26 protein-coding genes and 5 pseudogenes are annotated in these 25,633 nt (G+C 34.9%); 8 read left to right on the plus strand and 23 right to left on the minus strand.

The window, feature by feature from the left end:
- Window positions 1–193 precede the first annotated feature (193 nt).
- Window positions 194–593 (plus strand): annotated as a pseudogene (locus ACTDJC_RS17245) (tyrosine-type recombinase/integrase); the annotation flags it as partial.
- A gap of 225 nt (window positions 594–818) precedes the next feature.
- Complete coding sequence (locus ACTDJC_RS17250; RefSeq protein WP_098311296.1) at window positions 819–1,112, plus strand: stage V sporulation protein S; 294 nt, start codon at window positions 819–821, stop codon at window positions 1,110–1,112.
- 197 nt (window positions 1,113–1,309) lie between these two features.
- Here ACTDJC_RS17250 and ACTDJC_RS17255 read toward each other — a convergent pair.
- Window positions 1,310–2,021, minus strand: a pseudogene (locus tag ACTDJC_RS17255) (IS6 family transposase).
- 94 nt (window positions 2,022–2,115) lie between these two features.
- On the opposite strand from ACTDJC_RS17255, the pseudogene ACTDJC_RS17260 reads away from it, so the two are divergent.
- Window positions 2,116–2,259, plus strand: a pseudogene (locus tag ACTDJC_RS17260) (IS6 family transposase); the annotation flags it as partial.
- A gap of 75 nt (window positions 2,260–2,334) precedes the next feature.
- Here ACTDJC_RS17260 and ACTDJC_RS17265 read toward each other — a convergent pair.
- The 6 genes and pseudogenes from ACTDJC_RS17265 to ACTDJC_RS17290 all read right to left on the minus strand — a co-directional run bounded on the left by ACTDJC_RS17265 (window position 2,335) and on the right by ACTDJC_RS17290 (window position 5,877).
- The gene (locus ACTDJC_RS17265) at window positions 2,335–2,553 is read right to left on the minus strand and encodes a hypothetical protein (protein ID WP_440604169.1); all 219 of its coding nucleotides are present in this window, start codon (window positions 2,551–2,553) and stop codon (window positions 2,335–2,337) included.
- Window positions 2,550–3,053: a DUF1643 domain-containing protein gene (locus ACTDJC_RS17270; protein WP_440604170.1), complete on the minus strand. Its 504-nt coding sequence runs from the start codon at window positions 3,051–3,053 to the stop codon at window positions 2,550–2,552. Before ACTDJC_RS17270 ends, ACTDJC_RS17265 begins: the two co-directional genes overlap by 4 nt.
- 239 nt (window positions 3,054–3,292) lie before the next feature.
- Window positions 3,293–3,430, minus strand: a pseudogene (locus ACTDJC_RS17275) (AbrB/MazE/SpoVT family DNA-binding domain-containing protein); the annotation flags it as partial.
- 85 nt (window positions 3,431–3,515) lie between these two features.
- Entirely contained in the window at window positions 3,516–4,223 is a 708-nt protein-coding gene (locus tag ACTDJC_RS17280) for an IS6 family transposase (protein WP_440604171.1), read from the minus strand.
- A 284-nt stretch (window positions 4,224–4,507) separates the two neighbouring features.
- Window positions 4,508–5,293: a DUF2599 domain-containing protein gene (locus ACTDJC_RS17285; RefSeq protein ID WP_440604172.1), complete on the minus strand. Its 786-nt coding sequence runs from the start codon at window positions 5,291–5,293 to the stop codon at window positions 4,508–4,510.
- Window positions 5,294–5,562: 269 nt separating this feature from the next.
- Window positions 5,563–5,877, minus strand: coding sequence for a hypothetical protein (locus ACTDJC_RS17290; protein WP_440604173.1), 315 nt, complete (start codon window positions 5,875–5,877; stop codon window positions 5,563–5,565).
- 422 nt (window positions 5,878–6,299) lie between these two features.
- On the opposite strand from ACTDJC_RS17290, the pseudogene ACTDJC_RS17295 reads away from it, so the two are divergent.
- The 3 genes and pseudogenes from ACTDJC_RS17295 to ACTDJC_RS17305 all read left to right on the plus strand — a co-directional run.
- Window positions 6,300–6,398: pseudogene (locus tag ACTDJC_RS17295) on the plus strand (recombinase family protein); the annotation flags it as partial.
- A gap of 140 nt (window positions 6,399–6,538) precedes the next feature.
- Window positions 6,539–6,694 carry a hypothetical protein gene (locus tag ACTDJC_RS17300; RefSeq protein WP_440604174.1) on the plus strand — a complete coding sequence of 52 codons (156 nt, stop codon included), beginning with the start codon at window positions 6,539–6,541 and terminating at the stop codon, window positions 6,692–6,694.
- A 17-nt stretch (window positions 6,695–6,711) separates the two neighbouring features.
- On the plus strand, window positions 6,712–7,233 hold the full coding sequence (locus ACTDJC_RS17305) for a hypothetical protein (protein ID WP_440604175.1): 522 nt from the start codon (window positions 6,712–6,714) through the stop codon (window positions 7,231–7,233).
- 358 nt (window positions 7,234–7,591) lie between these two features.
- On the opposite strand, the gene ACTDJC_RS17310 is transcribed toward ACTDJC_RS17305, so the two are convergent.
- Window positions 7,592–7,768, minus strand: a complete 177-nt coding sequence (locus ACTDJC_RS17310) for a D-alanyl-D-alanine carboxypeptidase (protein WP_440604176.1) — start codon at window positions 7,766–7,768, stop codon at window positions 7,592–7,594.
- Between the two features lie 783 nt (window positions 7,769–8,551).
- Here ACTDJC_RS17310 and ACTDJC_RS17315 point away from each other — a divergent pair.
- A complete protein-coding gene (locus ACTDJC_RS17315; RefSeq protein ID WP_440604177.1) occupies window positions 8,552–8,728 on the plus strand; it encodes a hypothetical protein in 177 nt (58 codons plus the stop codon).
- Window positions 8,729–9,421: 693 nt separating this feature from the next.
- Here the strand turns inward: ACTDJC_RS17315 and ACTDJC_RS17320 are convergent.
- The 15 genes from ACTDJC_RS17320 to ACTDJC_RS17390 form a co-directional block, all read right to left on the minus strand.
- Complete coding sequence (locus tag ACTDJC_RS17320; RefSeq protein WP_440604178.1) at window positions 9,422–9,748, minus strand: hypothetical protein; 327 nt, start codon at window positions 9,746–9,748, stop codon at window positions 9,422–9,424.
- A gap of 26 nt (window positions 9,749–9,774) precedes the next feature.
- Window positions 9,775–9,972, minus strand: coding sequence for a helix-turn-helix transcriptional regulator (locus ACTDJC_RS17325; RefSeq protein WP_440604179.1), 198 nt, complete (start codon window positions 9,970–9,972; stop codon window positions 9,775–9,777).
- Between the two features lie 202 nt (window positions 9,973–10,174).
- On the minus strand, window positions 10,175–10,882 hold the full coding sequence (locus ACTDJC_RS17330; RefSeq protein ID WP_440604180.1) for an IS6 family transposase: 708 nt from the start codon (window positions 10,880–10,882) through the stop codon (window positions 10,175–10,177).
- Window positions 10,883–11,068: 186 nt separating this feature from the next.
- Entirely contained in the window at window positions 11,069–12,448 is a 1,380-nt protein-coding gene (locus ACTDJC_RS17335) for an erythromycin esterase family protein (RefSeq protein WP_440604181.1), read from the minus strand.
- Between the two features lie 444 nt (window positions 12,449–12,892).
- Window positions 12,893–13,261 (minus strand): hypothetical protein, encoded by a 369-nt coding sequence (locus ACTDJC_RS17340; protein WP_440604182.1) that lies wholly within the window; start codon window positions 13,259–13,261, stop codon window positions 12,893–12,895.
- A gap of 479 nt (window positions 13,262–13,740) precedes the next feature.
- A complete protein-coding gene (gene cntE, locus ACTDJC_RS17345; RefSeq protein ID WP_440604183.1) occupies window positions 13,741–14,919 on the minus strand; it encodes a staphylopine family metallophore export MFS transporter CntE in 1,179 nt (392 codons plus the stop codon).
- A gap of 54 nt (window positions 14,920–14,973) precedes the next feature.
- A complete protein-coding gene (locus tag ACTDJC_RS17350) occupies window positions 14,974–15,720 on the minus strand; it encodes an ABC transporter ATP-binding protein (protein WP_440604184.1) in 747 nt (248 codons plus the stop codon).
- 2 nt (window positions 15,721–15,722) lie between these two features.
- Window positions 15,723–16,529, minus strand: coding sequence for a staphylopine uptake ABC transporter ATP-binding protein CntD (gene cntD / locus ACTDJC_RS17355; protein ID WP_440604185.1), 807 nt, complete (start codon window positions 16,527–16,529; stop codon window positions 15,723–15,725).
- A complete protein-coding gene (gene cntC / locus ACTDJC_RS17360) occupies window positions 16,510–17,412 on the minus strand; it encodes a staphylopine uptake ABC transporter permease subunit CntC (protein WP_440604186.1) in 903 nt (300 codons plus the stop codon). Before cntC ends, cntD begins: the two co-directional genes overlap by 20 nt.
- Window positions 17,413–18,345, minus strand: coding sequence for a nickel/cobalt ABC transporter permease (gene opp1B / locus ACTDJC_RS17365; protein WP_440604187.1), 933 nt, complete (start codon window positions 18,343–18,345; stop codon window positions 17,413–17,415).
- 214 nt (window positions 18,346–18,559) lie between these two features.
- Entirely contained in the window at window positions 18,560–20,188 is a 1,629-nt protein-coding gene (cntA, locus tag ACTDJC_RS17370) for a staphylopine-dependent metal ABC transporter substrate-binding lipoprotein (protein ID WP_440604188.1), read from the minus strand.
- Window positions 20,189–20,344: 156 nt separating this feature from the next.
- On the minus strand, window positions 20,345–21,661 hold the full coding sequence (locus ACTDJC_RS17375; RefSeq protein WP_440604189.1) for an opine metallophore biosynthesis dehydrogenase: 1,317 nt from the start codon (window positions 21,659–21,661) through the stop codon (window positions 20,345–20,347).
- Between the two features lie 30 nt (window positions 21,662–21,691).
- Entirely contained in the window at window positions 21,692–22,480 is a 789-nt protein-coding gene (locus ACTDJC_RS17380) for a nicotianamine synthase family protein (protein ID WP_440604190.1), read from the minus strand.
- Window positions 22,481–22,508: 28 nt separating this feature from the next.
- On the minus strand, window positions 22,509–23,342 hold the full coding sequence (locus tag ACTDJC_RS17385) for a diaminopimelate epimerase (RefSeq protein WP_440604191.1): 834 nt from the start codon (window positions 23,340–23,342) through the stop codon (window positions 22,509–22,511).
- 469 nt (window positions 23,343–23,811) lie between these two features.
- Window positions 23,812–24,579: a TSUP family transporter gene (locus tag ACTDJC_RS17390; protein WP_253629736.1), complete on the minus strand. Its 768-nt coding sequence runs from the start codon at window positions 24,577–24,579 to the stop codon at window positions 23,812–23,814.
- A 113-nt stretch (window positions 24,580–24,692) separates the two neighbouring features.
- On the opposite strand from ACTDJC_RS17390, the gene ACTDJC_RS17395 reads away from it, so the two are divergent.
- Window positions 24,693–25,478 carry a TrmB family transcriptional regulator gene (locus ACTDJC_RS17395; protein ID WP_440604192.1) on the plus strand — a complete coding sequence of 262 codons (786 nt, stop codon included), beginning with the start codon at window positions 24,693–24,695 and terminating at the stop codon, window positions 25,476–25,478.
- The last annotated feature ends 155 nt before the right edge of the window (window positions 25,479–25,633 follow it).

The raw sequence follows: 25,633 nt of genomic DNA on the forward strand, positions 1-25,633 counted from the left end.
CTACATTAAAACAAAGAACATACGTTCCTGTAAATGAAATTATATACCACAATTAACCAATAGTCTATTTCTTATTGAGCTATCTGTCTGTTAGTCCAATAAGTATTAAACAACTTTATTATTTATTAAAGGGCTTTATTATAAATTAAATAACTTTATTATCACTTAACAAAACCGTCCATTAGGACGTGAACGTAATTATATCCTGTTTGTAATAGGAATTAACACAGGGTTACGTATTAGTGATATCTTGAAACTGAAAGTTGGTGACTTGAAAGGTAGTCACATCTTAATGCATGAAATGAAAACAGGTAAGCAGAAACGTATTCAAATTACTGCAAGAGTTGAAGTGGTTCATTGAAGAGAGAGAAGATCATGAGTACTTAATTAAAAGCAGACAAGGTAGTAACAAACCGATTGGTCGTAGTATGGCATACAAAATACTTAGAAGTACAGCAGCAGAGTTTGGTTTAGATGAGATAGGAACACATACATTACGTAAGACGTTTGGATATCACATGTACATGCAGACAAAGAACAGAGCGTTGCTTATGGGGATATTTAATCATTCATCAGAAAGAGTAACACTTTGATATATAGGGGTAAACCAAGATGCAATGGATAGAGCGATGACTAAGTTTAAGATTTAGTAATTCGCTTTTTATTTATGTAGATGGGCAGGTACAACATAAAAAGTATCGAATAAATACATTCAATAGTATTGTTTGCTTTGGATATGAATATTAGTTAAAGGTACGTTAATTATATTCCAGTCAGTAACCAAAAAAGGCGATTAAATAACAGAGGGAGCAACTTACATGGAAAATATATTAAAAGTATCATCAAAATCAAATCCCAATTCAGTTGCAGGCGCAATTGCAGGCGTATTAAGAGAAAGCGGTAATGCAGAAATTCAAGTGATTGGAGCTGGCGCTATAAATCAAGCAATTAAAGCCATTGCTATTGCAAGAGGATTCGTAGCTCCTAGTGGTATTGACTTGGTTCTTATTCCAGCGTTTCAAGAGATTTCAATCAATAATCAAGAAAGAACAGCAATCAAATTAATTGTAGGTCCTAGAAAATCTAGGTCTAAGAAGAGACCAACAATATAAGAATATTTGAAAAGACCGATAGAAGCCGGTCTTTTTCTTTTTTACTTATAGTTAACCATTTTTATTGTGTTGTGTAACTCAAAAAACGGTTCTGTTGCAAAGATTTTCAAACGTCGTTAAACTTTAGAAAAAAGGGTTCTGGTGCAAAAATAAAATAAAAGAGAATAAAGCGTATATATTCCTAACGGAATCGTATCTTATGCTGCAAGTCCAAACAATTGATGGATGAATTCTTTCTGATTTTGGATAGACTGGTCCCGTAAATCAATCTGTTCTTTTTTAATCATATGCATGGCTTCTACTCCAGAAAGAATAGATGTAGCTGTGTCAAAACATTTGAACCCTAGCATAGAACGGATTCGCTTCTTTATAAAGCGATGATCTTGTTCTACTATGTTATTCAAGTACTTTTGTTGTCTAAGTTGCATACCATCAGGTATGCTTTTTTCTTTTTTCAACTGTTCAATTGCTATAGGATAAGCCGGGTTCTTATCGACTGTTATAACACGTGGCTTTGAAACATGAAAAGACCGCAAAGCTTTCTTGAAAAAGCGCTTTGCAGCCTTCTGGTCTCTTGTTTTGTTTAGGAAAAAATCAATTGTGTTTCCTTTCGAATCAACAGCACGATACAGATACATCCATTGACCTTTAACTTTGATATATGTTTCATCGACTCTCCAAGAGTCATTTGTTTGTTTGTTTGAGGTGACGACGGATTCGTTTGTCCAATTCAGGACCATACTGATGAACCCAACGCATAATCGTTGTATGAGAAATGGATAAACCTTGTTCTTCTAGCATTTCCACCAGATCACGAAAACTGAGGTTGTACCGTAGGTACCATCTTACCGTTAACAAAATAATATCAGGCTGATAATGCTTCCATTTGAATACATTTTCCTTTTCCATACCAATCACGCACCCTTTCTAAAGTAATAGTAACAGTATGTCCAAGATTTATAGATTCATTGCAATTGTCCTTAAGTTTTTGCACCAGAACCGATTAAAGTCCTTACGGACTGCTAAACGAATTATTGCGGGGATAGAGGCTATGCACATGATCAAAAAAGGACAGACTCTCCAAAGGGAGAAGTCTTTCCAAAATCAAAAAGAATTCATTCATAAATTGTTTGGATTAGTTTCATAAGCTAGCAATTTAAAGGAAATTGACACTCTATATTTCTATCGAGTATTTTTTGCACCAGAACCAAAAAGCAAAGGATTAACCTTTGCCCGATTTGGAATGTTTTGTTTTATATTCTTCTAAACAATTCTCGCAAACTGGATAACCTTCTATTTTAAAATCAGCAAGGCATTCATCACACCACATCCATGCATCCCCACCAATTACTTCTCCTTCGTTATCAATTAATAAACCTTCCTTAGACTTAAATTCCCGTTTCTCTTTCTCTGTTCTGTTTAACCGATTATTTTCATTCATCTGAACACCTCCAGTTTTGTTTCTTTAGCTAGACGTGAAGGATGTCGCGGTTGTTTCTTTATTCCTGTTTTCCCAAGACAATATATTGGTTTTTTATATTCATTCATTACTAAAGACATTAATTCGTTAAGCCTATCAGACTTGTGGGTAGTGGCCTCATCTCCCCAGGCTGCAATAACCATATCGCAATTATTTAAGGCTTTTTTTATATATTCATCATTCTTGGGACCAATAGCTTCTTCTTCCTTCATTCCCTTGACTACATTCCAATTTGTTGATATCCAAGCGAATAAATTAACAATTTCTAAAGATGTATAATGAAAGCTTTTCGCAAAGCCTATACATCTTTGTGTCGTTTGGTCATTCTCAAAAGCATTAGCAGTACTAAGATTCAGCATTATAAACAACACTCTCCGCTGTTGCTCTTGCTTGACTTCTTTAGTCCAATCCCTGATTAGAGAATATCGATAGTTCCCCTCTATTACAGCCACCTGTTTCATTATCATCCCTCCCATTTTATGACTTTATTAAATAGCAAAAAAAGGATTTATACAAATGTGTTTTTAAACGCTTCAGACTCGCTTCTTGGCCCAGTACCAGCGTTGCTGTAACCAGGGGCGAAACAAGATATAAATGTAGACTGTTATTTGGTTTGTTTTGATCTGTTAATCATTACGATACGTGAAATTATTATATTGATAATAAAAAAGCTCCCTGTATGGCGGAGCCTTTAATTTCTCTATTTAACTTGGTATTGTTGCAACTCTTTAACCAGGTACTCTGCACCTTCTGGACTTATTGTAATCTTTCCATTTTCTAATGACATATTACGTTCTGAAACCTCACCAGTTATCACACAAGCCCCACCCGCTTGATACGAGAGATGTAGTAAGCCTTTTGATTCTGGTGCAAAAATAAAATAAAAGAGAATAAAGCGCATATATTCCTAACGGAATCGTATCTTATGCTGCAAGTCCAAACAATTGATGGATGAATTCTTTCTGATTTTGGACAGACTGGTCCCGTAAATCAATCTGTTCTTTTTTAATCATATGCATGGCTTCTACTCCAGAAAGAATGGATGTAGCTGTGTCAAAACATTTGAACCCTAGCATAGAACGGATTCGCTTCTTTATAAAGCGATGATCTTGTTCTACTATGTTATTCAAGTACTTTTGTTGTCTAAGTTGCATACCATCAGGTATGCTTTTTTCTTTTTTCAACTGTTCAATTGCTATAGGATAAGCCGGGTTCTTATCGACTGTTATAACACGTGGCTTTGAAACATGAAAAGACCGCAAAGCTTTCTTGAAAAAGCGCTTTGCGGTCTTCTGGTCTCTTGTTTTGTTTAGGAAAAAATCAATTGTGTTTCCTTTCGAATCAACAGCACGATACAGATACATCCATTGACCTTTTACTTTGATATATGTTTCATCGACTCTCCAAGAGTCATTTATTTGTTTGAGGTGACGACGGATTCGTTTGTCCAATTCAGGACCATACTGATGAACCCAACGCATAATCGCTGTATGAGAAATGGATAAACCCCGTTCTTCTCGCATTTCCACCAAATCACGAAAACTGAGGTTGTACCGTAGGTACCATCTTACCGTTAACAAAATAATATCAGGCTGATAATGCTTCCATTTGAATACATTTTCCTTTTCCATACCAATCCCGCACCCTTTCTAAAGTAATAGTAACAGTATGTCCAAGATTTATAGATTGATTGCAATTGTCCTTAAGTTTTTGCACCAGAACCTTCTAGAACATGAGAAGACATATGTCGTTATAATTCTTCAGCAATCGGTTGAAGTTCATCAAGAATCGAAAGATTCATAAAGAAACGCCATCCTTTCTTATAATTCTACAGAAAGGATAACGCCTTTTTTGCTTTATGGGTAGTGTAAAACTTTAGCTTGATAGCGATGGGGCGGGACCCCTAAATGAATGATTAAGGATTACAAAGAGCTGCAACAGTTGCCGAGTAACTCACATCTGGTCTGGATGGTTCTAAATTCCAAGGGTTTTTTGTCTTAGCGAAATTATAGTGGCATTCATACTGATCTTTCATTCCGCCTGTGTTATACCAGTTTGAACTACTGCTATGTACAGCATACAATTTATTCCAAGAATCGATCATTCTTACAGCAGCCTCACCTGGATCAGGAGCATTGACGGTATAAGATGTATGCGTCAAGCTTAAAGATTTTACCCCATCGCGAGTAATCCAAGCAAAACTAGAGAAGTAAGTTGAATAATATGTGGCCAATGCAACGACTTCAACGTTAGTCGGTTGAGCAAGAGTGTCAGCTTGTACATTTAATACTAGGGTATTGCCATTTTTCACTTCTGCATCAATAAGGTCTGTTTTGTTCTCAGTTGCTTTTACCGATACAATTCCAAGTGACTTACCTTCTTTGTTGTAAATATTGGCTGAACCATTCGTATCACCTTTGCTGTCTTTCCCAAGAACTAGATACTCCCCATCTCTAAATTCAAATGGAATCTCAACGGTAGTATCGGTAGAAGATGGGTCAACCGTAATCGTTCGTTTTACACGATCCTGAGACTGATTAGTTTTAGATTCAAAAGGATTAGAATCCGCTCCTAGATACAATACTGGTGAAGATTGAGACCTAGGGACTCCAACTCCTATTTTGTTTCCACCTTCAGTCGTAATTTCTGCTGTACTTGCTAATGCTGTTTGGTTAAAACCTAACACTAGCAGTGTTCCCAATGCTACCATGGTAGATTTCTTAAAAATACTAACCATGCTATCACTCTCCCTTTTTATCAATATATATTGCACATGTATTATTCTAACAATTTAGGAAACTATTGCAACATAAATTTCAGAATTTTTTCTAATTTTGTATTTTTATTCTATTTTTTGTTGTTTTCTGTCTGAACTTACTGATAATTAAACAAAAAAAGGTCTTCAAGCAATTAGAAGGCCTCTTGCAGCATGTATACGGAAGTTCACGTATTTGATAAAAAATACATCCATTAGATTTCGATTTTTCGATTACCTCTTAGGAAATAAGTGGAAAGATTGACTACACTTAGAACTCCAATCGCAATAACCATATAAGTGGAAACTGGGTCTCCTACCATGTTCAGTTCATCGATCATATATCCCGTTTTATACAGACCCACGCTTGCTACCACTACGCAAATAAGTGAAATGGTGACTACGGCAAACCCATTGAGTATTTTAGCTCCTTTTTTCTGAAATGCTACGATTGCAGAAGAAATCACTAAAACAACGATCAAGAAAATCAAAATGGATCTGAAATAGTCAAAGGTTATAAATTCGTTCATAGTAAATATCTCCTTTTATTTAAGTAATCCCACTATTTTTACCATCAGTTGAATATTCTGGCAATTCATATGTTAACATACATAGCATATGTAGTAAACATATGAATTTTCATTTTGGTAATTGGTATATCATCTTTACGGAATTTAACCATTTGAAGTTCGGTGAACCTCCCCCACCTGCCGCTTCGCTCTCTCGCTAAAAGGGTGTTTCCTTCGATCGAAAGTCAGGGAGACTTCTTCTGTCGACAGCAAATGAAAATGCGGGCACTCAGGCACCCGCATTTCTTTGTTTTCTTCATTCAATGTAAAATCTTGCTTCAACTTTGCTTCTCTAATTCATCGAGCAAAAATTCAATCGCTTTGTTTAAGAACATCGTTTTGAATCCTCTTTTGTTCTTAGATAACTTGTCCAATCTTTTTTGGGTTCAATTACAGCCGTAGGAGCTATGAAAAAATATGGCATCAAACGTTCTTCTTTTTATAAGCTTGCTAAACAATATGAGGAAAAAATAGAAGAATAGTTTGTCTTATTAACGGATCCTAGCTCATCCGATTGTCTTGTATATTTTATAAGAGATATAATTGATTTTAGGGAATAAAATATGCTACTTACATATGATACATAAATAGATAGACTAAGTAATAATTTAGGAGGGGAAAAATGTTATTCATTGGGGATATAAGTAAATTTGATGAAACAATTAAAAAGAACATACAATTAGGATTGAGAGAAGATAAGATTGTTCCGTGTTTTGTATATGAAGGGAACTACAATTTGCATGTAGGACTAGATACAAAAAAAAGTGTGATAAGTTAAGTGAAATTATTGAAGAAGTGTGTTACTTAGATAACAAAATATATGAAGTAAAACATCAAGTATTAATTACCAGGGAAGTTGGTCAAAGTAGGTCTGATCGTTTACCAAATAGCCGAATTTCATATATTGAGTATTGGGAAAATGAAATTTTTGTATGGCGACCACTTTTAAGTGAAATATTTGAGGGATTGAAACTTTTTTATGATCTTGGAAATAGATACATTTTGGATGTATTTAAAGAAGTAAGTGAAAATTTAGTAAGTAATAGGGATTTTAAAGTCATAGATGCAATAAATAAACATCATCCTAAGAAAGTTCAAGAAATTACACCAGGATATCAGATTTATATAAATGATAACTTTTCAGTAAATATGGAAGCTTTCTTTTTACTTATAAAACATATTATGATTACCGAAGACGTAACTTATAATGGAGATGGACAAATGGGAAGATATTTAATGCAATTGGCAATGTATGATTATATTGTACATAATATGGAACTAGAAGATGTTTTATCAAAATATCGTTTGAAATGTTAGTCAAGATATCATAGTATGGGGGGCAATATTTCAGAAAAAGAGCGGGGTTTTAAGGATAGCCCTGTCTTTTTTGATTTTTAGGGGTAGCATCACATCGCTATCAAGCTAAGGTTATGAAGTCCCTCCTAAACGAAAATTTTTATCTATCTACAATTATTTATAACAATTCAGCGCATTTTTTTCGTTTTGGATAACAACGAATTTCTTAAGTTGATGGGCATGTGGTGCTACCCCTAGCAAAACGCGGATTTTATACGTTAAGACAGTTTCTAAAAGTGAAATCTCATCTTTGCTACTGAAAAAAACAACTAGTCCCCCACAAGAGGTACTAGTTGACGTAAAATTCGTTAGCGGTAGTTTAATTTATATTGTTTATCTGTTTTTTGATTTCATTTTTACCAATTTGATAACCTGAAATTGCCCCTAATATCAATAAGTAAAAAACATTCCATTCAAATTTACCTGTAACAAAATTAAATACTAAACTACATACAAATGCCCCAATAATAAATAAAAATAATTGATTAAATTTCATTATTAACGCTCCCTTTTAGTTAACAAATCAAGAACATAAGTATATTCTCGATAAAAGTAAGGAAACCCTTTTATATAAAGTGTTTTTACCAAGTTAACATAACCCCACTTATCGGTAGCAAAACAGAAAAAGGAACTGACTCATGATCTTATGAGTCAGTTCCTTTTCCACTCTTCTTTATAATATATATAGAGTTTCATAATAGTAAAAAACAATATTTCTACTCTGTCCGTAGTATCGGCCCCACCTACGCCAGATACCTTGATAGCCACTCGTGCCATCCAACCCATTATTATTATATAAGAAACCGCTTACAATGTAAAGAATTTTCTGACTTTTATGGTTTGAAATTTACAATTACTCCTATATAAAAGATGGGGGTAATTGTGATTACATAACTTCCGAATTCGGAAGTTAATAAGTCTTTAATTTAGTCTCTATATCTACATAAACAAGAAATCCACCTACTGTTACATTGTCGTTTGATTCGAAGTCAACAAGATATACTTCTTTACCGTCATAGGGTGTTTTTGCCTATCCCCCGAAAAGGGGGATGGGCAAAAGCACCCAAAAAGGACTAATTGACTGTAAAAAAGAATAATAAAAAGAAGGTACGTGAAAAGTTTTAAATTTGATGAGAGGTGGAGATTCGTGAAAGTACACGATTGTCCTAATTGCAATACCTATAGTAGAGAATGTATTATTGTCATCAAAAATGCTCCGAATTTTTCGGAAGAGATATTAAAGTGCAGTATTTGTTCCTGGAACGGTAAGTGGTCGGACATGACAGTGCGGGAGGTTATATTGCCAGCGATTCCAGGCGGGATAGAGATCCCTGGCGTCGAACCAATTACTGATTATTATGTACTTCATTCAGATCAAATTAGAATTACTTATACAGGAGGTTGTTGCCCTCATTGTGATGGAAGTGATCCGTTATGCTGGTGCATGACTTTATAAACGATTATCATGAGCCTCTTACTCGAAGTTGACGATTGGACAGGTGCGGGCGAGAAATCATCCGAAATAATTTAAGCACTATCTAAAAATAAGGTTAATATTGCAATTTTGCGATCCTTATTCTTTTGGAAGTTGGTAAGCATTTTTAGCATTTTAACACATAGACAACAAATATCTTATTGGGGTCCCGCCAACATTTCGCGGAAGACATACGCTAAGACATTTTTGGGAAGTGGAAATTGATTTTTTTATACTCTAAGGGATTTTTTCACCATAAACCTTCGTTTTTGGTGATTTTAGGTGGTACTTTTATTTTCCTTTTCGTATAGCAATTCCGTATATCCAAAACCATAACTAAAAACAAATAACCACAAAAGTGATATTTCAACGTTTTTGATTACGATTATTTACAATATTTGTCTTAACGTATGTTTATCGCGTTTTGTTGGTACTATCCCTATACTTAATCATAAATGGAAAAAAATAGGGGGAGGATATGCAATGAAACAACTTATCATTTTTGTCATATGTTTTGCATGCTTAATTTTAACCTACATACCTTTTAAAAATAAAAAACATTAAAGGGTATCGCCAGTATTTTGGAAAAAAACCACGCTAGTCAAAAATACAAAAAGCCGTCCTAATGGACGGATTTTTGACATAATTCTCGAAAGCGGAAGTTACTCTTTTATTCTACTTTGTAAGTAATCCAATAACAGTTATGGCAATTAAGATGATTGCCCACATGATAAAATACTTGTTTCTTTTTATAAATCCCAATGCTGTATTAGAATCAGTTGTCTCTTCAAAGCGTTCTATCTTTCTTTTTTGTATAACTAATGTCCCAAAAAACACTGCATTACCAGCTGATAAAATGAGAAAAGCATCGCCTAATTGACCATTTTTGAATTGATTGTATACCGACCACATGAACAATAAAACAGTATAGACTAAGAACGCATTTTTACTGGCTTTGGCTACGTGATATTTCTCCATTTCGTCTTGCTTTTGTATCCGCATTATCCTCGCACTCCCTTATTTTGAGATTACTCAAGTATAAAGATGTCTTCAACCCTCAGATTGAAGTAATGAGCTATTTTTAGTGCTAATTCCAAACTCGGATTGTAGTGATTGTTCTCGATAGCTACAATCGTTTGCCTTGTTACCTGTAAGTCTTTCGCCATTTGAATTTGTGTAATTTCATGCTGTACTCTTAGTTCTTTAATTTTGTTTTTAACAGCCATCTTTTCACCTACAATGTAAAGATATCTTTACATTGTAGGTGAAAACAAAAAAGGTGTAAAGATATCTTTATATCTTTTTTAAAAATATATGAAGAATAGCAAACCCCTCCAGTTTAGAGAGAGGCGTGATTTGTTCTTAGGTTCTGGTGCAAATACAATGAAAGTTTGAAAAAATAAGTGGACTTCTTTCATAATCTTACCTTTATGCTGTAAGTCCAAACAACTGATGTATAAATTCTTTCTGGTTTTTGACAGACTTCTCCCGTAAGAAAACTTGCTTCTTTCGAAGCATATGCATCGCTTCCATACCACTCAATATCTTTTTGGCAGTTCGAAATGATTTCAATCCTAGCATAGAACGAACTCGCTTCTTTATAAAGCGATGGTCTTGCTCAATGATATTATTTAGGTACTTCTGTTGTCTTATTTGCGTGCCAGAAGGCATGCTTTTTTCTTCTTGTAATTCTTGAATCGCTATAGGATACGCTGGATTCTTATCGACTGTGATCACGCGGGGGAAAGACACATGCGAAGAAGCCAAGGCTTTTTTGAAAAAGCACTTGGCTAATTGAGTATTTCTATTTTTGCTAAGATAAAAATCAATGGTGTTTCCTTCGGAGTCCACTGCACGATATAGATACATCCATTGACCTTTTACTTTGATATACGTTTCATCGACTCTCCAGGAATCATTTGTTAGATTAAGGTGAGGCCTTACCCTTTCATCTAATTCCGGTCCATATTGATGAACCCAACGCATAATCGTTGTGTGAGCCATCGATAAGCCGCGTTCTTCCACCATTTCCACCAAGTTACGAAAACTAAGGCTGTACCGTAGGTACCATCTCACTGTTAATAAAATAATATCAGGCTGATAATGCTTCCATTTGAACAAATTTTCCTTTTCCATACTGATCACGTACCTTTCTTAGAGTCATACTATCAGTATGTCCAAGATTAGGAGATTACTTGCAAGAGTCTTGGAATTTTGTACCAGAACCGTATTTTCTATAGGGAATGAATTCAATCGAATGTTGTTTACGTACAATCATGACAAGAAAAAGAGCATCCTTAGCATGTAAGGACGCCCTCTCTTTTATTTAAGAACAGAAGGGGAAGTCTTTTCTAACCATAAAATGCCATCATATTGTTCGTTAGGAATCATGATTTCTTCTCTATCTTTGTCCCCCCAATAACTTGCTGCAGTTGGGGTAAACATCCATGACGTTTCTGGTCGGTTACTTTCTCCCTTTAAGTTTACAAAGACATTTGAACTTCCAACGGTGCTTATTATCTTTTCTACACTTTGTTCTTCATGTTCTGTATGTACAGGAACAATTTTGTTATTTTCAGCGTTCCAACTGCTCCCACTATACGCAAACACTCCAATTGTGTACATTTGGTTTTTAATGCGCTGCGGAAGAAAATCCATCATATTAGGACATACAAAATTGTATTGTTGATACTTGGTGTAATCTAATATCATTTTCGAATTTTGTTTTCGAATATGATAATTATGCCCCCATACAATTATTTTTTTGTTTTTATACTGCATCTCAGTGAGCCATGCTAAGTTTTGAGCCATTTTTTGATCTCGAACATAATTTGGGAATCCTGCAATGTTAGAAGGGATAATACCTCCTTTTAATTTCATAAAACTATCTAGGTGTGTTTTAATCGCATCGATACGTATATTGATTGATTTCTCAAGAAAATTCACGTCATAGGTAGGGCTAGGTGCAACTCGAGTCAATTCGGTTTTATGAGTCTGAATAAAAGCTTTTACGTTTTCAAACTTGTTGATTACGGGCTGTATTTCTACTTTATATTGATCATAAGGATACCCATCTTTTAAATTATAGTAATACTTATCCAGTTTGATTAACTCTGTTACTGCTACATCTAGTTCACTCGCCACTTCAGGACTTAATTTTTGCAACCAGTCTTTCGCATACGAGTAGAATGGGGATCTATAAAACAAATTCATATCAAAACCAGCTAATGTTAGTGGCTTTCCTTTTTCTTTTTGTTCTTTCATATAGGTAAACAATTGTTCAACTTCCTCTGTTTGCCATACACCTTCTAAAGATTGTTTCATCGCTTCAGTAGCGGTTAAGTTATCAAAATTTTGTTGAACCGTACTTGCTTCTGCAAATCCTGATTCAAATGCAATTACATCATATCCCATTTCCTCATGTAAGTACTTAATCATACGTATTTTGGATTGATTCATTTCCTTTGCTCCATGCGTACTTTCGCCAAGTACAACAATACGCTTATCTTTTATGGCATCTTTTAGAAAAGATAAATCTTCTGTTGTCTGGGAAGTGGGTTCATTTAATCTTTTTGCATGTCCATTTAGCCATTCCTCCCATTTGGGTTGATCGACAGGTTTTTCTGCTGCAAATGCTACAGATGTGAAGGTAGTACAGGCAAGAAGCGTACTCATTAGCCCGATTTTCCATTTTTTACACACAACAACGCCTCCAAGAATCATATTTTTAGAGATTGAATAGAATATGTACCAAAGATTTACTAATATACCATTATTTATAATAATACATATACAGATTCTAAACAATACTAATATTCCAAAAATTGAAAATCTACTTCATACATAATGAAGAAATATTCTATATGGGGTCACCATACATCACCATCAAGCTAAGAAAAGCAAATACCCCAAAACGAAAAAATGAGCTTTTTTGCTACAAGTTAGTACAAAATTTCGTTCTGGGGGTACTATAAAATTTTAGCTTGATAGGCATGTGGGCATGGGGTACTGACGGCAAAACGCAAATTTTAATACGCTAAGACAGTTTCTAAAAGTGAAATCTCATCTTTGCTACTGAAAAAAAACAACTAGTCCCCCGCAAGAGGTACTAGTTGACGAAAAATTCGAAATCGGAAGTCAATGTATCTATTCATATTGGGAATGAATGATTGTATAATACCGTGTGAAATATTTGTAAGGAACGCTCTCTGTCATATTTCCTTTTTGAAAAGTTAAAGAATTTCTGTATATATCTCTCTCTAAAAATTCCCATCCACCTTGCTCTCTCATTTCAATATAGGGCTCTAGTTCCCCTCGTTTTACTAAATAGGTATAGCGAGTATCGTTAGTTTGTACTTCCATTATATTTTTATCTGTAAAGATCATCTTTGACATAGCAATTGCGAATGGTATCGGATTTCCTTCTTGAAAAATGACATCCTTTTTTTGTATAAAGAATACACATGCTATACTTAATATTACTAATAAACTTATGAAAAATATCTTTAATTTCATTAAGCCACTCTCTTTCCTTTTAATTCCATTTTATCATGAGTGATCTATTTTGATAGAACTATTTTTGATGTATATCTTATTCCTGTAAGGTTAACATAACGCATCATTATCGGGGGTCAATGTATTTAGGAGACTATCAAAATAATAACCCCCTCTTTAGAACAACAAGAGGAGGGCATGTATTGCGTTAGCTAACGATTTCGGGATTCTATTGCCTTTACACCACGAATCAACCAATACAAGGCAATCCAGGGGTCTCGCCACATGTCCATCAACTTAAGAAAACAAGTTACCCCCAAAACGATAAAAATGAACTTCGGTGCTATAAAAAACACAAAATTTTCGTTTAGGGGGTGCTTTAAAAGCTTAGCTTGATGGGCATGTGACGGTACCCCTATAAGAGTAAAATATTAAATTCAACCATAATAAAGGAGTCTTTCAAAATTCATAAATGAAAATTTTGGAAGACTCCTTTGTATTTATCCAACAAATATTCTTCGTCGATCATAGGCAAAAAGGATCATTGTCACACCTAAGATAGCACAAATCATATACATAAATGAGTATGAGGAAAAATCAGCTATCGGCCCCATAATGACACCACCTAGCGAAACACCTAAATCAGCCATAGCAATAAATAAACCAAGTAACACATTACGATTCATCTGTGGCAAGACAAAGATTAAATAAGTTGTTAACGTTGGATAGAGGAGTGCCTGAGCTATCCCCATTAAAATTGCGCCAACATAGAAAAAGATAGCCCCACCCGTTATAGAAAAGCTTACACATTGCGCTGCTACTGTTAAAATAAGCATAGTCCCCATGATAAAAGATGAATGCCATTTGCCGTCTGAAGGAATTTTTTTTCTTAAAGCAAAACGAGCAAAGACAACGGTACCCGCCTGAAGCATTAGGTAAATTCCGGCATTACCGCTTTTTAATTGCGTAGCGTATAGTGGTATAAAGGTTGTAATAGCCCCAAATACAATTGATGCAACTAACATCAATACGCTACATTTAAATAAAAACGGATTTTTTACTAACTGACTAAATGATTTAAACGTACTTAGTCCCTGCTCGGCGTTATTTGTATCAGGCGGAGCGTCTGCTTTGTCCATCTTGGCACTATAGCCGAACACCCCTGTAAATATGGAAATCGCTACCATCACCACTGTAAAATAATTCATACCCCCTTGCCAAATGCCTAATGCTAATATGGGGCCAATAATACCTGGTATATATGAGAATAAAGAATAAAGTGAAATACCTTGAGAGCGATCCTTTTCTGGCAGTGCATCAATAATACCTATCTGTAATGCCATTGAAAAAAAAGCTGTCGATACCCCTTGTAACATACGGGCAACTAGAAAGCCCCCTAATCCAGTAAATGTATATAGTGTTAAAGCAAGTCCATTGATAATAAGAATAATGCGTAACACTTTTATCGGCCCATGCTTTTGAATAATATGACCTGCCCATGGTCGAAAGAACATGGTGGTAAACAGATACGCCCCCATGATCAAGCCAATTGTTGTATTGCTGGCTCCTAACGTTTCCCCATGTAAAGGGATAATAACATTTAGTATAGAATTGGCACTAAAATAAAGAAGAACCAACATATACAAACGCAGAAAAGGCCAAGACATAGCTCCACTCAACATTTTCTCCTCCTAAATCGTGTAACAAATTCTGTGGTTTCGTGTATTTCAGTATTAAGAAGTTATTAACGTCTGCAATAACTTTCTAGCATATTCTGACTGAACGTCCTTTAATTGTTCAATTTTAACTATTTCTTCGATTTGACCATTTCTAAAAAAAATGACTCTGTCGCAAATATAAGCAGCAGCTTGTATATCATGAGTTATAAAAACATAACTCATATTGTAGATTTTTTTTAATTCCTTTAATAATTCAAGCACTTGCATTTGAACAGATATATCTAAAGAACTAATTGCCTCATCTAATAAAATACATTTCGGTTCTGTTGAAATGGCTCTTGCTATACACACCCTCTGAACTTCTCCTCCTGATAATTCATGAGGGTATTTCTTTCTATAGGATGGATTTAATCCAACTTGACTTAATAGCCTATCAATCTTGCTTTGAATCTCTTTTTGAACCTTTTTTTGTCCTTTTAATGGCTCCATAATTGCTTCTTCAACAGTAAAAAATGGATTAATTGAGGAGGTATAGTCTTGAAATACAACGCTAATATTACCTGATCTCACTCTTCTATCCTGTATATTCTTTCCCTCAAATAAAACTGCTCCACGATCAGGCTTTTCGATTCCGACTATTAAACGTCCCAATGTTGATTTTCCACTTCCACTTTCTCCGATAATACCGAGACACTCGCCATTCCTGCATTCAAAACTAACATTGTTCAAAACCTTCTGTTTTCCTTTTGAAAACAATCCACCTTTTTTATAGGATTTCTCAACACTATCAACTTTCAGCAATTTTAAGCTCTCCCCATTATTTTCTTAAAATTATTGCTCAACGCCAGTCTGGTCGATACTAAATACTTTGTATATTCATGCTCCGCTTCTGAAAAGATAGTTCGGGTGTTTCCTCTTTCAATAATTTCTCCATCCTTCATTACCAAAACGTCATCAGCAATTTTTTTTACTACACCTAAATCGTGGGAAACAAAGATCATCGAGCTGCCCATTCTTTCACGTAATTTCATGAATTGTTCAACGACCTCAAATTGTGAGATTGTATCCAATGCTGTTGTCGGTTCATCAGCGATAATAATGTCGGGCTCTAATACTAATGCCAATGCAATCATAATCCGCTGCAACATTCCACCCGATAGTTGGTGTGGATACTTATTCATAATCTCTATCGGATTTTTTAGCACGACGCTTTCCATGGCAGTTTTCATTTTTCCTTCCATTTCGTTATTGCTCCAGCCGAAATGTTCAACAAGTGTTTCCCTTAAATGAACACCAATCACACAAGAAGGATCAAATGCCCCCATACCATTCTGCAGAATCATGCAAAGGTTTCTTCCCCTTTTCTTTCTCATTTCTTTTTCAGGAAGATTGTTTAAGTTTTCTCCTTTAAATAGAATATCTCCTGATTGGCGAATCCAAGCTTTATTCAATCTCATAATTGACCTGCAAGTCACGGACTTACCGCTTCCGCTTTCTCCTACAATTGCGAGACAGCCTCCTTGCTTTAAATTGAATGAACTATTATAGATAATTATTTTACCGGTATTAATATCCAATACTTTCAAATTCTCAACTTCTAATATATTCATAAATTTTGCCACCTCTGTTTCTTGTTGCTGCCTCTTTTTCCTGAGACTGATTTTTAGAGGTTATTAATTTAGGATCTAAAGCAACTTGAAGTGCATCAGATAAAAAATTCAATGCAGATACTATGATAATAATGGCTAAACCAGGCGCCAACATTAACTCTGGCCTTGAAAACATGACTTCCCTCGCCTCATTTAACATCATTCCCCATTCAGCATTTGGAGCTTGAATTCCTAAACCCAAGAATGAAAACCCTGATATTTGCAAAATCATCGAACCAATAGAGCTGCTTGAAATGACTGCTATATCAGAAAATGTAACAGGAACAATATGCTTATATATAATCTTTATATTACTAATACCAGACGCCTTGGAAAACTTCACATATTCTAATTCAGCATACTGCATAACAGACGTTCTGATTACTCGAGCAAACCATGCCCATTTCATCCAAATAAACGCAATCAATATATTCTCAAGACCCACCCCTAGAATACCAACAATCGCCAATGTCATAACGTATCCCGGGAAAGAAAGCATAATATCACAAATCCTCATAATAAAGGCATCTACTTTTCCTCTAAAGTAACCCGCTATAAAGCCTGCAATAGCCCCAGTCAAAACAGATATGAACAATGCAGCTAAAACCCATAAAACGCTGGGACGAATTCCATAAATTAATCTGGATAAAATACATCTCCCTAAGTGATCGTTACCTAATGGGTACTCCCATGATGAGGTCGCAAACCGAAGGCTCATATTTATTTTTTCAGGGGCATGTGGTGCAATCAAAGGGGCAAATATACCAACGACAATCGTCACAATAATTACTATTAAAGAAATGGCAGCCAACCTATCTTTACTTAAGCTTCTCAATATTCTCATTTAGAAATCCTTCCTTAACCTAGGATTCATCACAGCATTTATAATGTCAGAAATCGTATTAAACAATACAAACGCCACCGCTAATATAAGAACATAAGCTTGGATGATTGGGAAATCTCTGCTTAGAATTGCTCTAACACTTAGACTCCCTAACCCCGGCCAAGCAAAAACATTCTCTATAACTACTGTACTTCCCAATATAATGGGAATAGCCATACAAAATATCGAAATGGCAACTTGTAACGAATTTCTTAATATATGCATGGTAATTTTCCTCTCTGTTACGCCGCATGCCCTTCCATACAGTACATAGTCTTCATTTAAATTGCTTAACATCGAACTTCTAACGACCCTGAAATAAATGCCTGCATAACTTATCGCAATAACAATAACCGGTAGAATATAACTTTTGTACGAGTCCATTCCGCTTGTTGGCAATAAGTCCAATTTAACAGAAAAATACCAAATCATAAGAGACGCCAGCCAATATGACGGCATTGCAGTCAGGAAAAATGAAAATCCTCTTACCGATTTATCAAGTATTTTTCCTTCTTTCAGCGCACAAATAACACCTAATAATATTGATAAAATAATAATGACAACAGATGAAACTAACGTTAGCTTTAACGTATTCAGAAAAGCTGGACCTATTAATGACCAAACCGGTTTTCCTGTCACGTATGAATTCCCAAAGTCCAACTGTAAGCAGGCAATGACCCATTCGAAATATCTTATTATAAATGGTTTATCCAGCCCCAACTCTTCTTTCGTTTGAACGATTAATTCATCTGTTATTTTTGGAACACCTTGCGCTTGCAAAACCACTTCGGCCGGATCTAGGGGAGAAAGATTAACTAAAACAAACGTTAAAAACGAAATGATCAAGAGTAAAGGGATTGATATTAATAGCCTTTTAATGATGTAGCCTCCCATAGAAAATCTCCTTTTAATAGAAAATATTATTTGAAACTTGCATATATATTAATCTATTAAGCGACAAGCACTTCTGAACATTATAATGATCGTCTGCTTAGAAATACGAAGGGCCGATTGCATGTGTACAATAAAATTAAGATTCTTACATTAGCTTAAACTTAAAAAATTCACACTTTCTCATAAATAAAAGGGGCCCCCTTTATTTATATTTCTATTCAAACTTCATTCGCTCAAATGGTAACTCGAATTGTGTTTGCTTAAATGAGATGCCTTTTAAATTTTTAGGAGCAACTATAGTGACACTGCCATTTGTAATGGGAATAAAGACTGCTTCATTATGAACAATTGTCAAAATTTCAGCGTATAACGATTTTCGTATTTCCTCATCAGTGGACATCATAACTTCTTCAATTTTCTTATAGAGTTCATCTGCTTTCGCAATGCCACTAGTAGTATGTAAATAGGCAGACCCAGAAGTAAAAGCAGCAATTGTACTTTGTGGATCATACGCTAATCCCCATGTTTGATTGAATAATAAATCATAGTCACCAGTCGATCTTCTATTAGCGATTGAAGTTGACTCTTCGCCGATAATTTCCAGCTGAATACCTACTTTTTTCAATGAACTTTGGATAAATTCAGCCTCAGTTTTTTGGGAAGAAGAATTGCTATCATAATAAAGTTTCATTGCTAATTTTTTGCCTTCCTTGGTTCTAACGGCAGCACCATTTTCCGATTTCCAGCCTGCTTTTTCTAAAATCTCTTTCGCTTTTTCTAAATCATAGCCTCGTTTCTTCAAATCGACATCTGCATAAGGGACGTTAGGTGAAAACAGTGTATTGGCTGCCGCTTCAGTACCATTTAAAATATCTTTACTTATTGTTTCTCTATCAATAGAGTACCAAATGGCTTCACGAACAGCCGTTTCACTCACAGGATTATAAGATTTGCTGCTATTGGCTACAATCATTTTTGTATTCATTGCTTCACTTCTAACAAGTTGATAATCACCTGAATCAACTAATTGATTCATTGCTTCGACATCAATACTGTCCGCACCTCGATCATCTGTGAAAATAAAGTTAACCTCTCCTTTTTGTAATGCTAAAAATGTCGTTTCCCCTGCTGGAAGGACTTTAGTAGTAATCTTTTTAATTTTAGGTGAGCCACCCCAGTAGTTTTCATTCGCTTCAAAATTTGCATACTCATCAACTTTATGTTTAGTGAGAATATATGGTCCTGTACCATGATAACCATTTACACCATCTTTTGTGCCCCCGTTAACAAAGTCTTTGGGTGATATGAATACATAAGGTCTAGTCATCGACAATTCAACCAAAGTTGGATAGTATGCTTCTGATAGTACTAATTCAACTGTATACTCATCTGCTACATTGCAACTTACTATTTTTGTTGATAGCTTACTCCAGGAATGCTTTGCTGCATTCTTTTGTACAGCATCAATATTTTGCTTCACTGCTTCTGCGTTAAATGGTTCCCCGTCGTGAAATTTCACACCTTTTCTTAAATGAAATGTGTATACTTTTCCATCTTTTGAAATCTCCCATGATTCGGCAAGTAAAGGCTTGATTCCGTCTTCCGTATTCTCAACCAACGATTCATATATCATCCCTTGAGCCGGCATGGAACCTGTGTACAAATGAGGATTCATATCATTAATATCTTTGGCTGATGCATATACTAATTCTGTTTCTTTGTCCGATACCTTGGCATTTTCCTTTTTCTCATTATCAGAGTTTCCTGTAACTGCTGAGCAGCCAACTAGAATAGATAAGATCAAAAAAACTATAGCCGCTAACTTAAATCTTTTATTAAACACTCTATCCTCTCCTTTTCATCTTACTTAATTGAATGCAACTCTTTTTGACTTGGCAGATATGGATCTAATGTTTCATATATTAATAAATTTACTCTAAAACCGTAATGATTACGATTTAAATGGTATAAATATGATATTCATATTTTATGACAGGTCCTATTCTGCCGTCTTTGACTCTATACTTTTTCCTATTTCACTGCATATCATTTTCAAATCTTCATCAAAACTTTGAACGACAAATGCATTGGATAATAATTCGCCTTTATGAGATCGAGCAACTTGTTCAATTTTACTTTCATATGTTTTAATGAACTTATCTATTGTTGGGCAATTCACATTTAAATACTTTGCAATTCCTTGTATTATTTTTATACGATAATAGTCTTCATTAGGCATTCTCGGGATATCCAAATACCCTTCCTTGTTGACGAACATCTTCCTAAATGGAACAGCAGAAAAATCAAAATATTTCCCCTCCTTACCCGGCTCTGAAAAAGGATCGATCAATAGTGAGGTATAACGTATATACAATAAATATTCTTGATGGATAGTCTCTAAATGATTGAAATTTTCTATATCACGACGTGATAAACTTTCCAATCTCACCGGATAATTATCATCTGTCATAAATTTAAGTAAATTTATACTTTGCATATTCATTTTCCCTATAATATTCATAATTTCTTTCCATTGAGCCAGCATGTCACGAATTAAATATTGCGTAATGGGCCCCTCAGGGTAAATTTTGTATACATATTTTTTGACATCTACTTCTCTAAATATCGCACTTAATGAAAAATCATTCATAAACAATGGTGGGTGTACATATAAAGAAATATTTCTTGTCTCCGCCTCAATTGGAGACTTCATAATTTCTAGAGCAATACCTAATTGTCCATATTCCTTACATAGTCTATCGACATTTTTAGATGGATAGTGTGTGGAGCCTATATAAACCCTTTTCTTTACCGCTGTTGTTAAAACATTATTAGATAGTCTGTCGTTCATCCATCGTGTATCTCCAAAATATGTAGAAAAACTAATAATTTCCACATCCGGATTAAGAGAATCCATATAGTTACCTATTAAGCTATTGGAACCGAAAGTTGGAGAGATTAAAACAATACATTTCACTTGTTTTAAAAGTTCACCATTTATTTGCTTTAATACTTCAATATAGGCATCTGTTGTTACAGAAAAAATAATGGTATCCCAGTCACCCTTAATTGTTCCATATCCTTTAAAAACTTGATCAACGAAGCACTCACCTTCCATATTTCGATGCTTTTCATTTTGAACGCTCACACGAATAAGATGATTGCTTTGCTTAAGCGCTGCAAAGACTTTTTCTGAACGAACAGATTCTCTTCCAGCAATTCCTACATAGCAATTCAATTGTTTTTTGAAATTTAAAGCAAGTTGGATTGATGTAGGACCAGTTCCTAATAGCAAGACTCGCTTAAAATCACTCATAAAAGCCTCCCTTTCTTACAAACAAGTAACTTATGCTTTTTTATACAATGCAATATCAAACACATGATCTGGACGTAATATGTTTTCAACCATCTTCCATTTTTGTCCATCTATCTCCCTCATCGGGTAATTAAATAAGGACTTCAACTGATTACCATATCTCATAGCAACAACTACATTTTCATTCGTCAATGTATGTAATTGATCCAATATGTCATATTTACTTTCAACAGTTGAACTAAAAATGATATGGGTCACATCTTTTGTAAAATCAAGATTTTCCACTAATATTTTTTCTACTCTAATATTTAATCCATTTCCTAATTTCTCTACTACATTTCGTCCAAGTTGGATAGCCTCACCATCAATATCTATGCCAACAACCTCTGCTCCTGTTCGCTTAGCAATTAGCAATAGTGTCATTGGGAATGAACCTGAGCCAACTAATAATACCTTTGATTCAGAAGTAATTTGAAAACTGCCGAATTCTTTTTCAATACACGATTCTATATTTTTGAAGTAATCGGTCATTTTTGCATTTCCACTCAGCAACTTCAATGCATGGTATTTCTCCATAATAGCAACACAAAGTGCCGATTTTTTTCTTAAATCCGCCACAAGTTGATTCAAATCACTGGATTCTTGCAGTTGTTTCCAAGCTACTTTATTCCTCTCGTTTGTGATGAATTTTGAATAGTCATCTATTAAACTCTCTAACTCTGAACAATTATTAATTGTATGATCATATCTTCCCGCTAAATCATCAAATTTTTCTAAAAACTCGCTTAAAGATTCTTGAAATGTTTTTAACGCATTCATTCATTCACCCCCCAATACAAAGTTATAACTAAACATCTATAAAAGCTTTGCCTTGTGCTACTATTCCGACGGATCCTTCAATCTTAAGACTTGTCAATTCTTCTTCATGACAATTAGCAACTACATTAATAGTGCCGCCGGGCTGCCTTATCCTTGCAACAATCTCCCCTTTATTCTTCCAAGCTAGATAGGCTCCTAAGGAGGCTGTACCTGAACCACACCCCCTTTCCCATATCATGCTGTCTAGATGTGGGACATAAATGAGGGGCGCCAATTCATCAGATTCCGATTTATACAATAAAATGCCGATCAGGTTGGCACCTAAAACTACTCCAAGCAACTTTGCCAATGATTGTGCCTTTTGCCTCACTGTCCTGCCAAATTCCTCTACTTCTATCACAATATGTATGAACTCATGATATCTCACTATAATAATATCCAAATCGTCACCCTCATACTGTATTGTTCTCTGTTCTACCTGGTTGGGAATAGGCATAGTAACTTGACAATAATATTCATCTAAATTTCTTCTTACTTGGCATCTTATTAATTTGTCCGTACCTGAAGCTTCTAATAATATTTCCGCTAAATCATTATGCTTTAGCCCTTTTTCAGATGCAATATAAGCTGCCAATGCCATACAAGCATTGCCGCAAAACTCTCCTCCAGCCATCTGTAGATGTGCAGCAGCTTCATTATTTATCGGTTTTTCTATAAAACCTACTTGTTCAGCATACACGTTGTCATATGACATAATTTTTGAAGCAACGTGCTTATACTTCTCAACTAGATAATTAGTTTTAACAAGAATTGTCATATTTTGTGTTGGATTGAATTTTATAAAATCTATTTCCTGTTTCATCACAACTACCCTTTACATCTATATTTTTTATTTGCTTCATGAGTATTATTCTCTTAAAACGTAATGATTACGATTTACTCAAGTATAGCATGATGTTTGATAGTGTCAAGGAAAAAAATGGATCTTGTAATATATATTGTTTTGTAGAAAACGAAAGAATTCTAGTATTGTAGTAGGGGTCACCATACATGCCCATCAGCTTAAGAGATTTTAATACCCTCAAATTTCATCTTCTTGCTCCGTTTTGTAACGGGGTCTTTTTATTGTAGTAGAAAAAGACCCCTTTCGAGTGCTCATAGGGGTACCGTCAACAGAACTATTTGTAGTCCTGCCGACAAAACGCAGATTTTATACGCTAAGACAGTTTCTAAAAGTGAAATCTCATCTTTGCTACTGTAAAAAAACAACTAGCCCCCCACAAGAGGGGCTAGTTGACGTAAAATTCGATATAGGAAGTTAATTTTAAAAATTATTGAATATAGTCATAAATATTTTTCGCTAATAATAAACAAGTTACTGTAATGAAAAGGGCACGAACATACCCACTTCCTTTTTTTATAGCAAATTTGGAGCCAATGATCCCACCAGCAATTTGTGCTATTCCCATTATGAAGCCGTACGCGTAGTTTACTTGTCCTAAACACATAAACATCAACAATGCACCAATATTGCTTCCCAAATTAAGAAACTTCGCATTACCTGCTGCCTTTAAAAAATCATACCCAATTAATAAAAAGGAAAACATTAAAAATGAACCCGTGCCAGGGCCTAGAAATCCATCATAAAAACCAATAACAAAAACAAAAAAAGTAAAAATAATGAAGTGCCGAACGGACAATTTCTTATGAGTGGAAATACTACCCCAATCCTTTTTGAATATCGTATAAATAGCAACAGCACCGAGCATTAGTAACATCAAAGGCTTCAGTATCTCTGGGTTCATTAAATGAACGGTCCATGCACCTACTATGGAACCTATGAAAGTGAGTGGAAATAATTTAAACGCTGATTTCAAATCAAGATTACCAGAACGATAAAACACAATATTACTAGTTACACACCCCATTGTCGATGCTAATTTATTCGTAGCTACTGCCCCTGCTGGATTCAGTCCTGTAAAAAATAAAGCAGGTAAAGCAATCAGTCCACCACCCCCTACTACTGAATCAATAAATGAAGCTAAAAAACCAAAAACAATTAAAATAATTAATATCGATGGGTCTAAGTGGAAATCCATATATAATCAACCTTTCTATAGTCACTACTTAAATAGTAACTAATCATTTGCTAAATGTAAATGGTTACTGTAACGTTGAAAATATAGGAAAAGAACAATTGGAGGACGAAAAATTGAACTATATAGTGCAACAGCTCAAAAAATTAGGTTTTAACGAATATGAAGCTAAATCTTATGTATCTCTTGTTAAACAAGGTCCTGTTACAGCCTACCAAGTGAGTAAGGACTCAGGTATTCCAAGAGCACGAATTTATGATGTATTAAGTAATCTTGTTGAAAAAGGAATTGTTATGAAGGAAGAAATAGATGACACCACTCGATATTCACCTTTACCTGTTGAAATCTTTTTGCAGAAAGCTCAATCAGAGTGGCAATCCACTTATGAAGGAATAAGTGAATCATTAAAAAGTCTAGAAACCTCCGATGAAAAAGCAGACAATCGAGTGATTACTTTAAAGGACTATAAGACGATAATTAGTTATTGTCAGACATTACTAAAAAAAGCCGAAAAGCGTATTGTCATATCGATGTGGGATGATATGTATGAGATGTTGAAGGAGGAACTGGTTGAGGTCGCTAATAAAGTCACGGTACAAGGTATTACGCTACATGTTGAAAATCCCATTAAAAATTTAGAAATCCATCGTATAACACCTTATACAGAAACCCGATCTACAGAACATTGGTTTATTCTGTCCATAGATTCTAAAGAGATGATTTATGGACCATCAATTGAGGAGCGTAGTGTTGCTTTTTATACAGATGACCCTGTTCATATTTATTTATTAGAGGATTATGTGTGGCATGACGTGCTAGTGAATCGACTTGTTAAACGTAGCCAAGACAATTTGGAGAATTGGATTACTACAGAGCGAAAAGCATTCTTTATGGAGGAATAAGAAGCATTATCTAAATTAAAGTTCTTTGTTCAACCTGACCGTTGAACAAGGAACCATGTATATTCTATACATGATCGGTTAACATAACGCATCATTATCAGCAGTAACCAAATCCCCGAAAGCTATTTATACCAAGATTTTTCCAGATTTCCGTT

Source organism: Bacillus sp. GB_SG_008 (assembly GCF_052038115.1).
GTDB classification, from domain to species: Bacteria; Bacillota; Bacilli; order Bacillales; family Bacillaceae_G; genus Bacillus_A; species Bacillus_A rhizoplanae.

Excerpts from the sequence above, each read along its gene's own strand:
- ACTDJC_RS17250 (WP_098311296.1), top strand. The coding sequence starts at position 819 with ATGGAAAATATATTAAAAGTATCATCAAAATCAAATCCCAATTCAGTT.
- ACTDJC_RS17265 (WP_440604169.1), bottom strand. The coding sequence starts at position 2,553 with ATGAATGAAAATAATCGGTTAAACAGAACAGAGAAAGAGAAACGGGAA.
- ACTDJC_RS17270 (WP_440604170.1), bottom strand. The coding sequence starts at position 3,053 with ATGAAACAGGTGGCTGTAATAGAGGGGAACTATCGATATTCTCTAATC.
- ACTDJC_RS17280 (WP_440604171.1), bottom strand. The coding sequence starts at position 4,223 with ATGGAAAAGGAAAATGTATTCAAATGGAAGCATTATCAGCCTGATATT.
- ACTDJC_RS17290 (WP_440604173.1), bottom strand. The coding sequence starts at position 5,877 with ATGAACGAATTTATAACCTTTGACTATTTCAGATCCATTTTGATTTTC.
- ACTDJC_RS17300 (WP_440604174.1), top strand. The coding sequence starts at position 6,539 with ATGTTATTCATTGGGGATATAAGTAAATTTGATGAAACAATTAAAAAG.
- ACTDJC_RS17310 (WP_440604176.1), bottom strand. The coding sequence starts at position 7,768 with ATGAAATTTAATCAATTATTTTTATTTATTATTGGGGCATTTGTATGT.
- ACTDJC_RS17315 (WP_440604177.1), top strand. The coding sequence starts at position 8,552 with ATGACAGTGCGGGAGGTTATATTGCCAGCGATTCCAGGCGGGATAGAG.
- ACTDJC_RS17320 (WP_440604178.1), bottom strand. The coding sequence starts at position 9,748 with ATGCGGATACAAAAGCAAGACGAAATGGAGAAATATCACGTAGCCAAA.
- ACTDJC_RS17325 (WP_440604179.1), bottom strand. The coding sequence starts at position 9,972 with ATGGCTGTTAAAAACAAAATTAAAGAACTAAGAGTACAGCATGAAATT.
- ACTDJC_RS17330 (WP_440604180.1), bottom strand. The coding sequence starts at position 10,882 with ATGGAAAAGGAAAATTTGTTCAAATGGAAGCATTATCAGCCTGATATT.
- ACTDJC_RS17340 (WP_440604182.1), bottom strand. The coding sequence starts at position 13,261 with ATGAAATTAAAGATATTTTTCATAAGTTTATTAGTAATATTAAGTATA.
- cntD (WP_440604185.1), bottom strand. The coding sequence starts at position 16,529 with ATGAATATATTAGAAGTTGAGAATTTGAAAGTATTGGATATTAATACC.
- cntC (WP_440604186.1), bottom strand. The coding sequence starts at position 17,412 with ATGAGAATATTGAGAAGCTTAAGTAAAGATAGGTTGGCTGCCATTTCT.
- opp1B (WP_440604187.1), bottom strand. The coding sequence starts at position 18,345 with ATGGGAGGCTACATCATTAAAAGGCTATTAATATCAATCCCTTTACTC.
- ACTDJC_RS17375 (WP_440604189.1), bottom strand. The coding sequence starts at position 21,661 with ATGAGTGATTTTAAGCGAGTCTTGCTATTAGGAACTGGTCCTACATCA.
- ACTDJC_RS17380 (WP_440604190.1), bottom strand. The coding sequence starts at position 22,480 with ATGAATGCGTTAAAAACATTTCAAGAATCTTTAAGCGAGTTTTTAGAA.
- ACTDJC_RS17385 (WP_440604191.1), bottom strand. The coding sequence starts at position 23,342 with ATGAAACAGGAAATAGATTTTATAAAATTCAATCCAACACAAAATATG.
- ACTDJC_RS17390 (WP_253629736.1), bottom strand. The coding sequence starts at position 24,579 with ATGGATTTCCACTTAGACCCATCGATATTAATTATTTTAATTGTTTTT.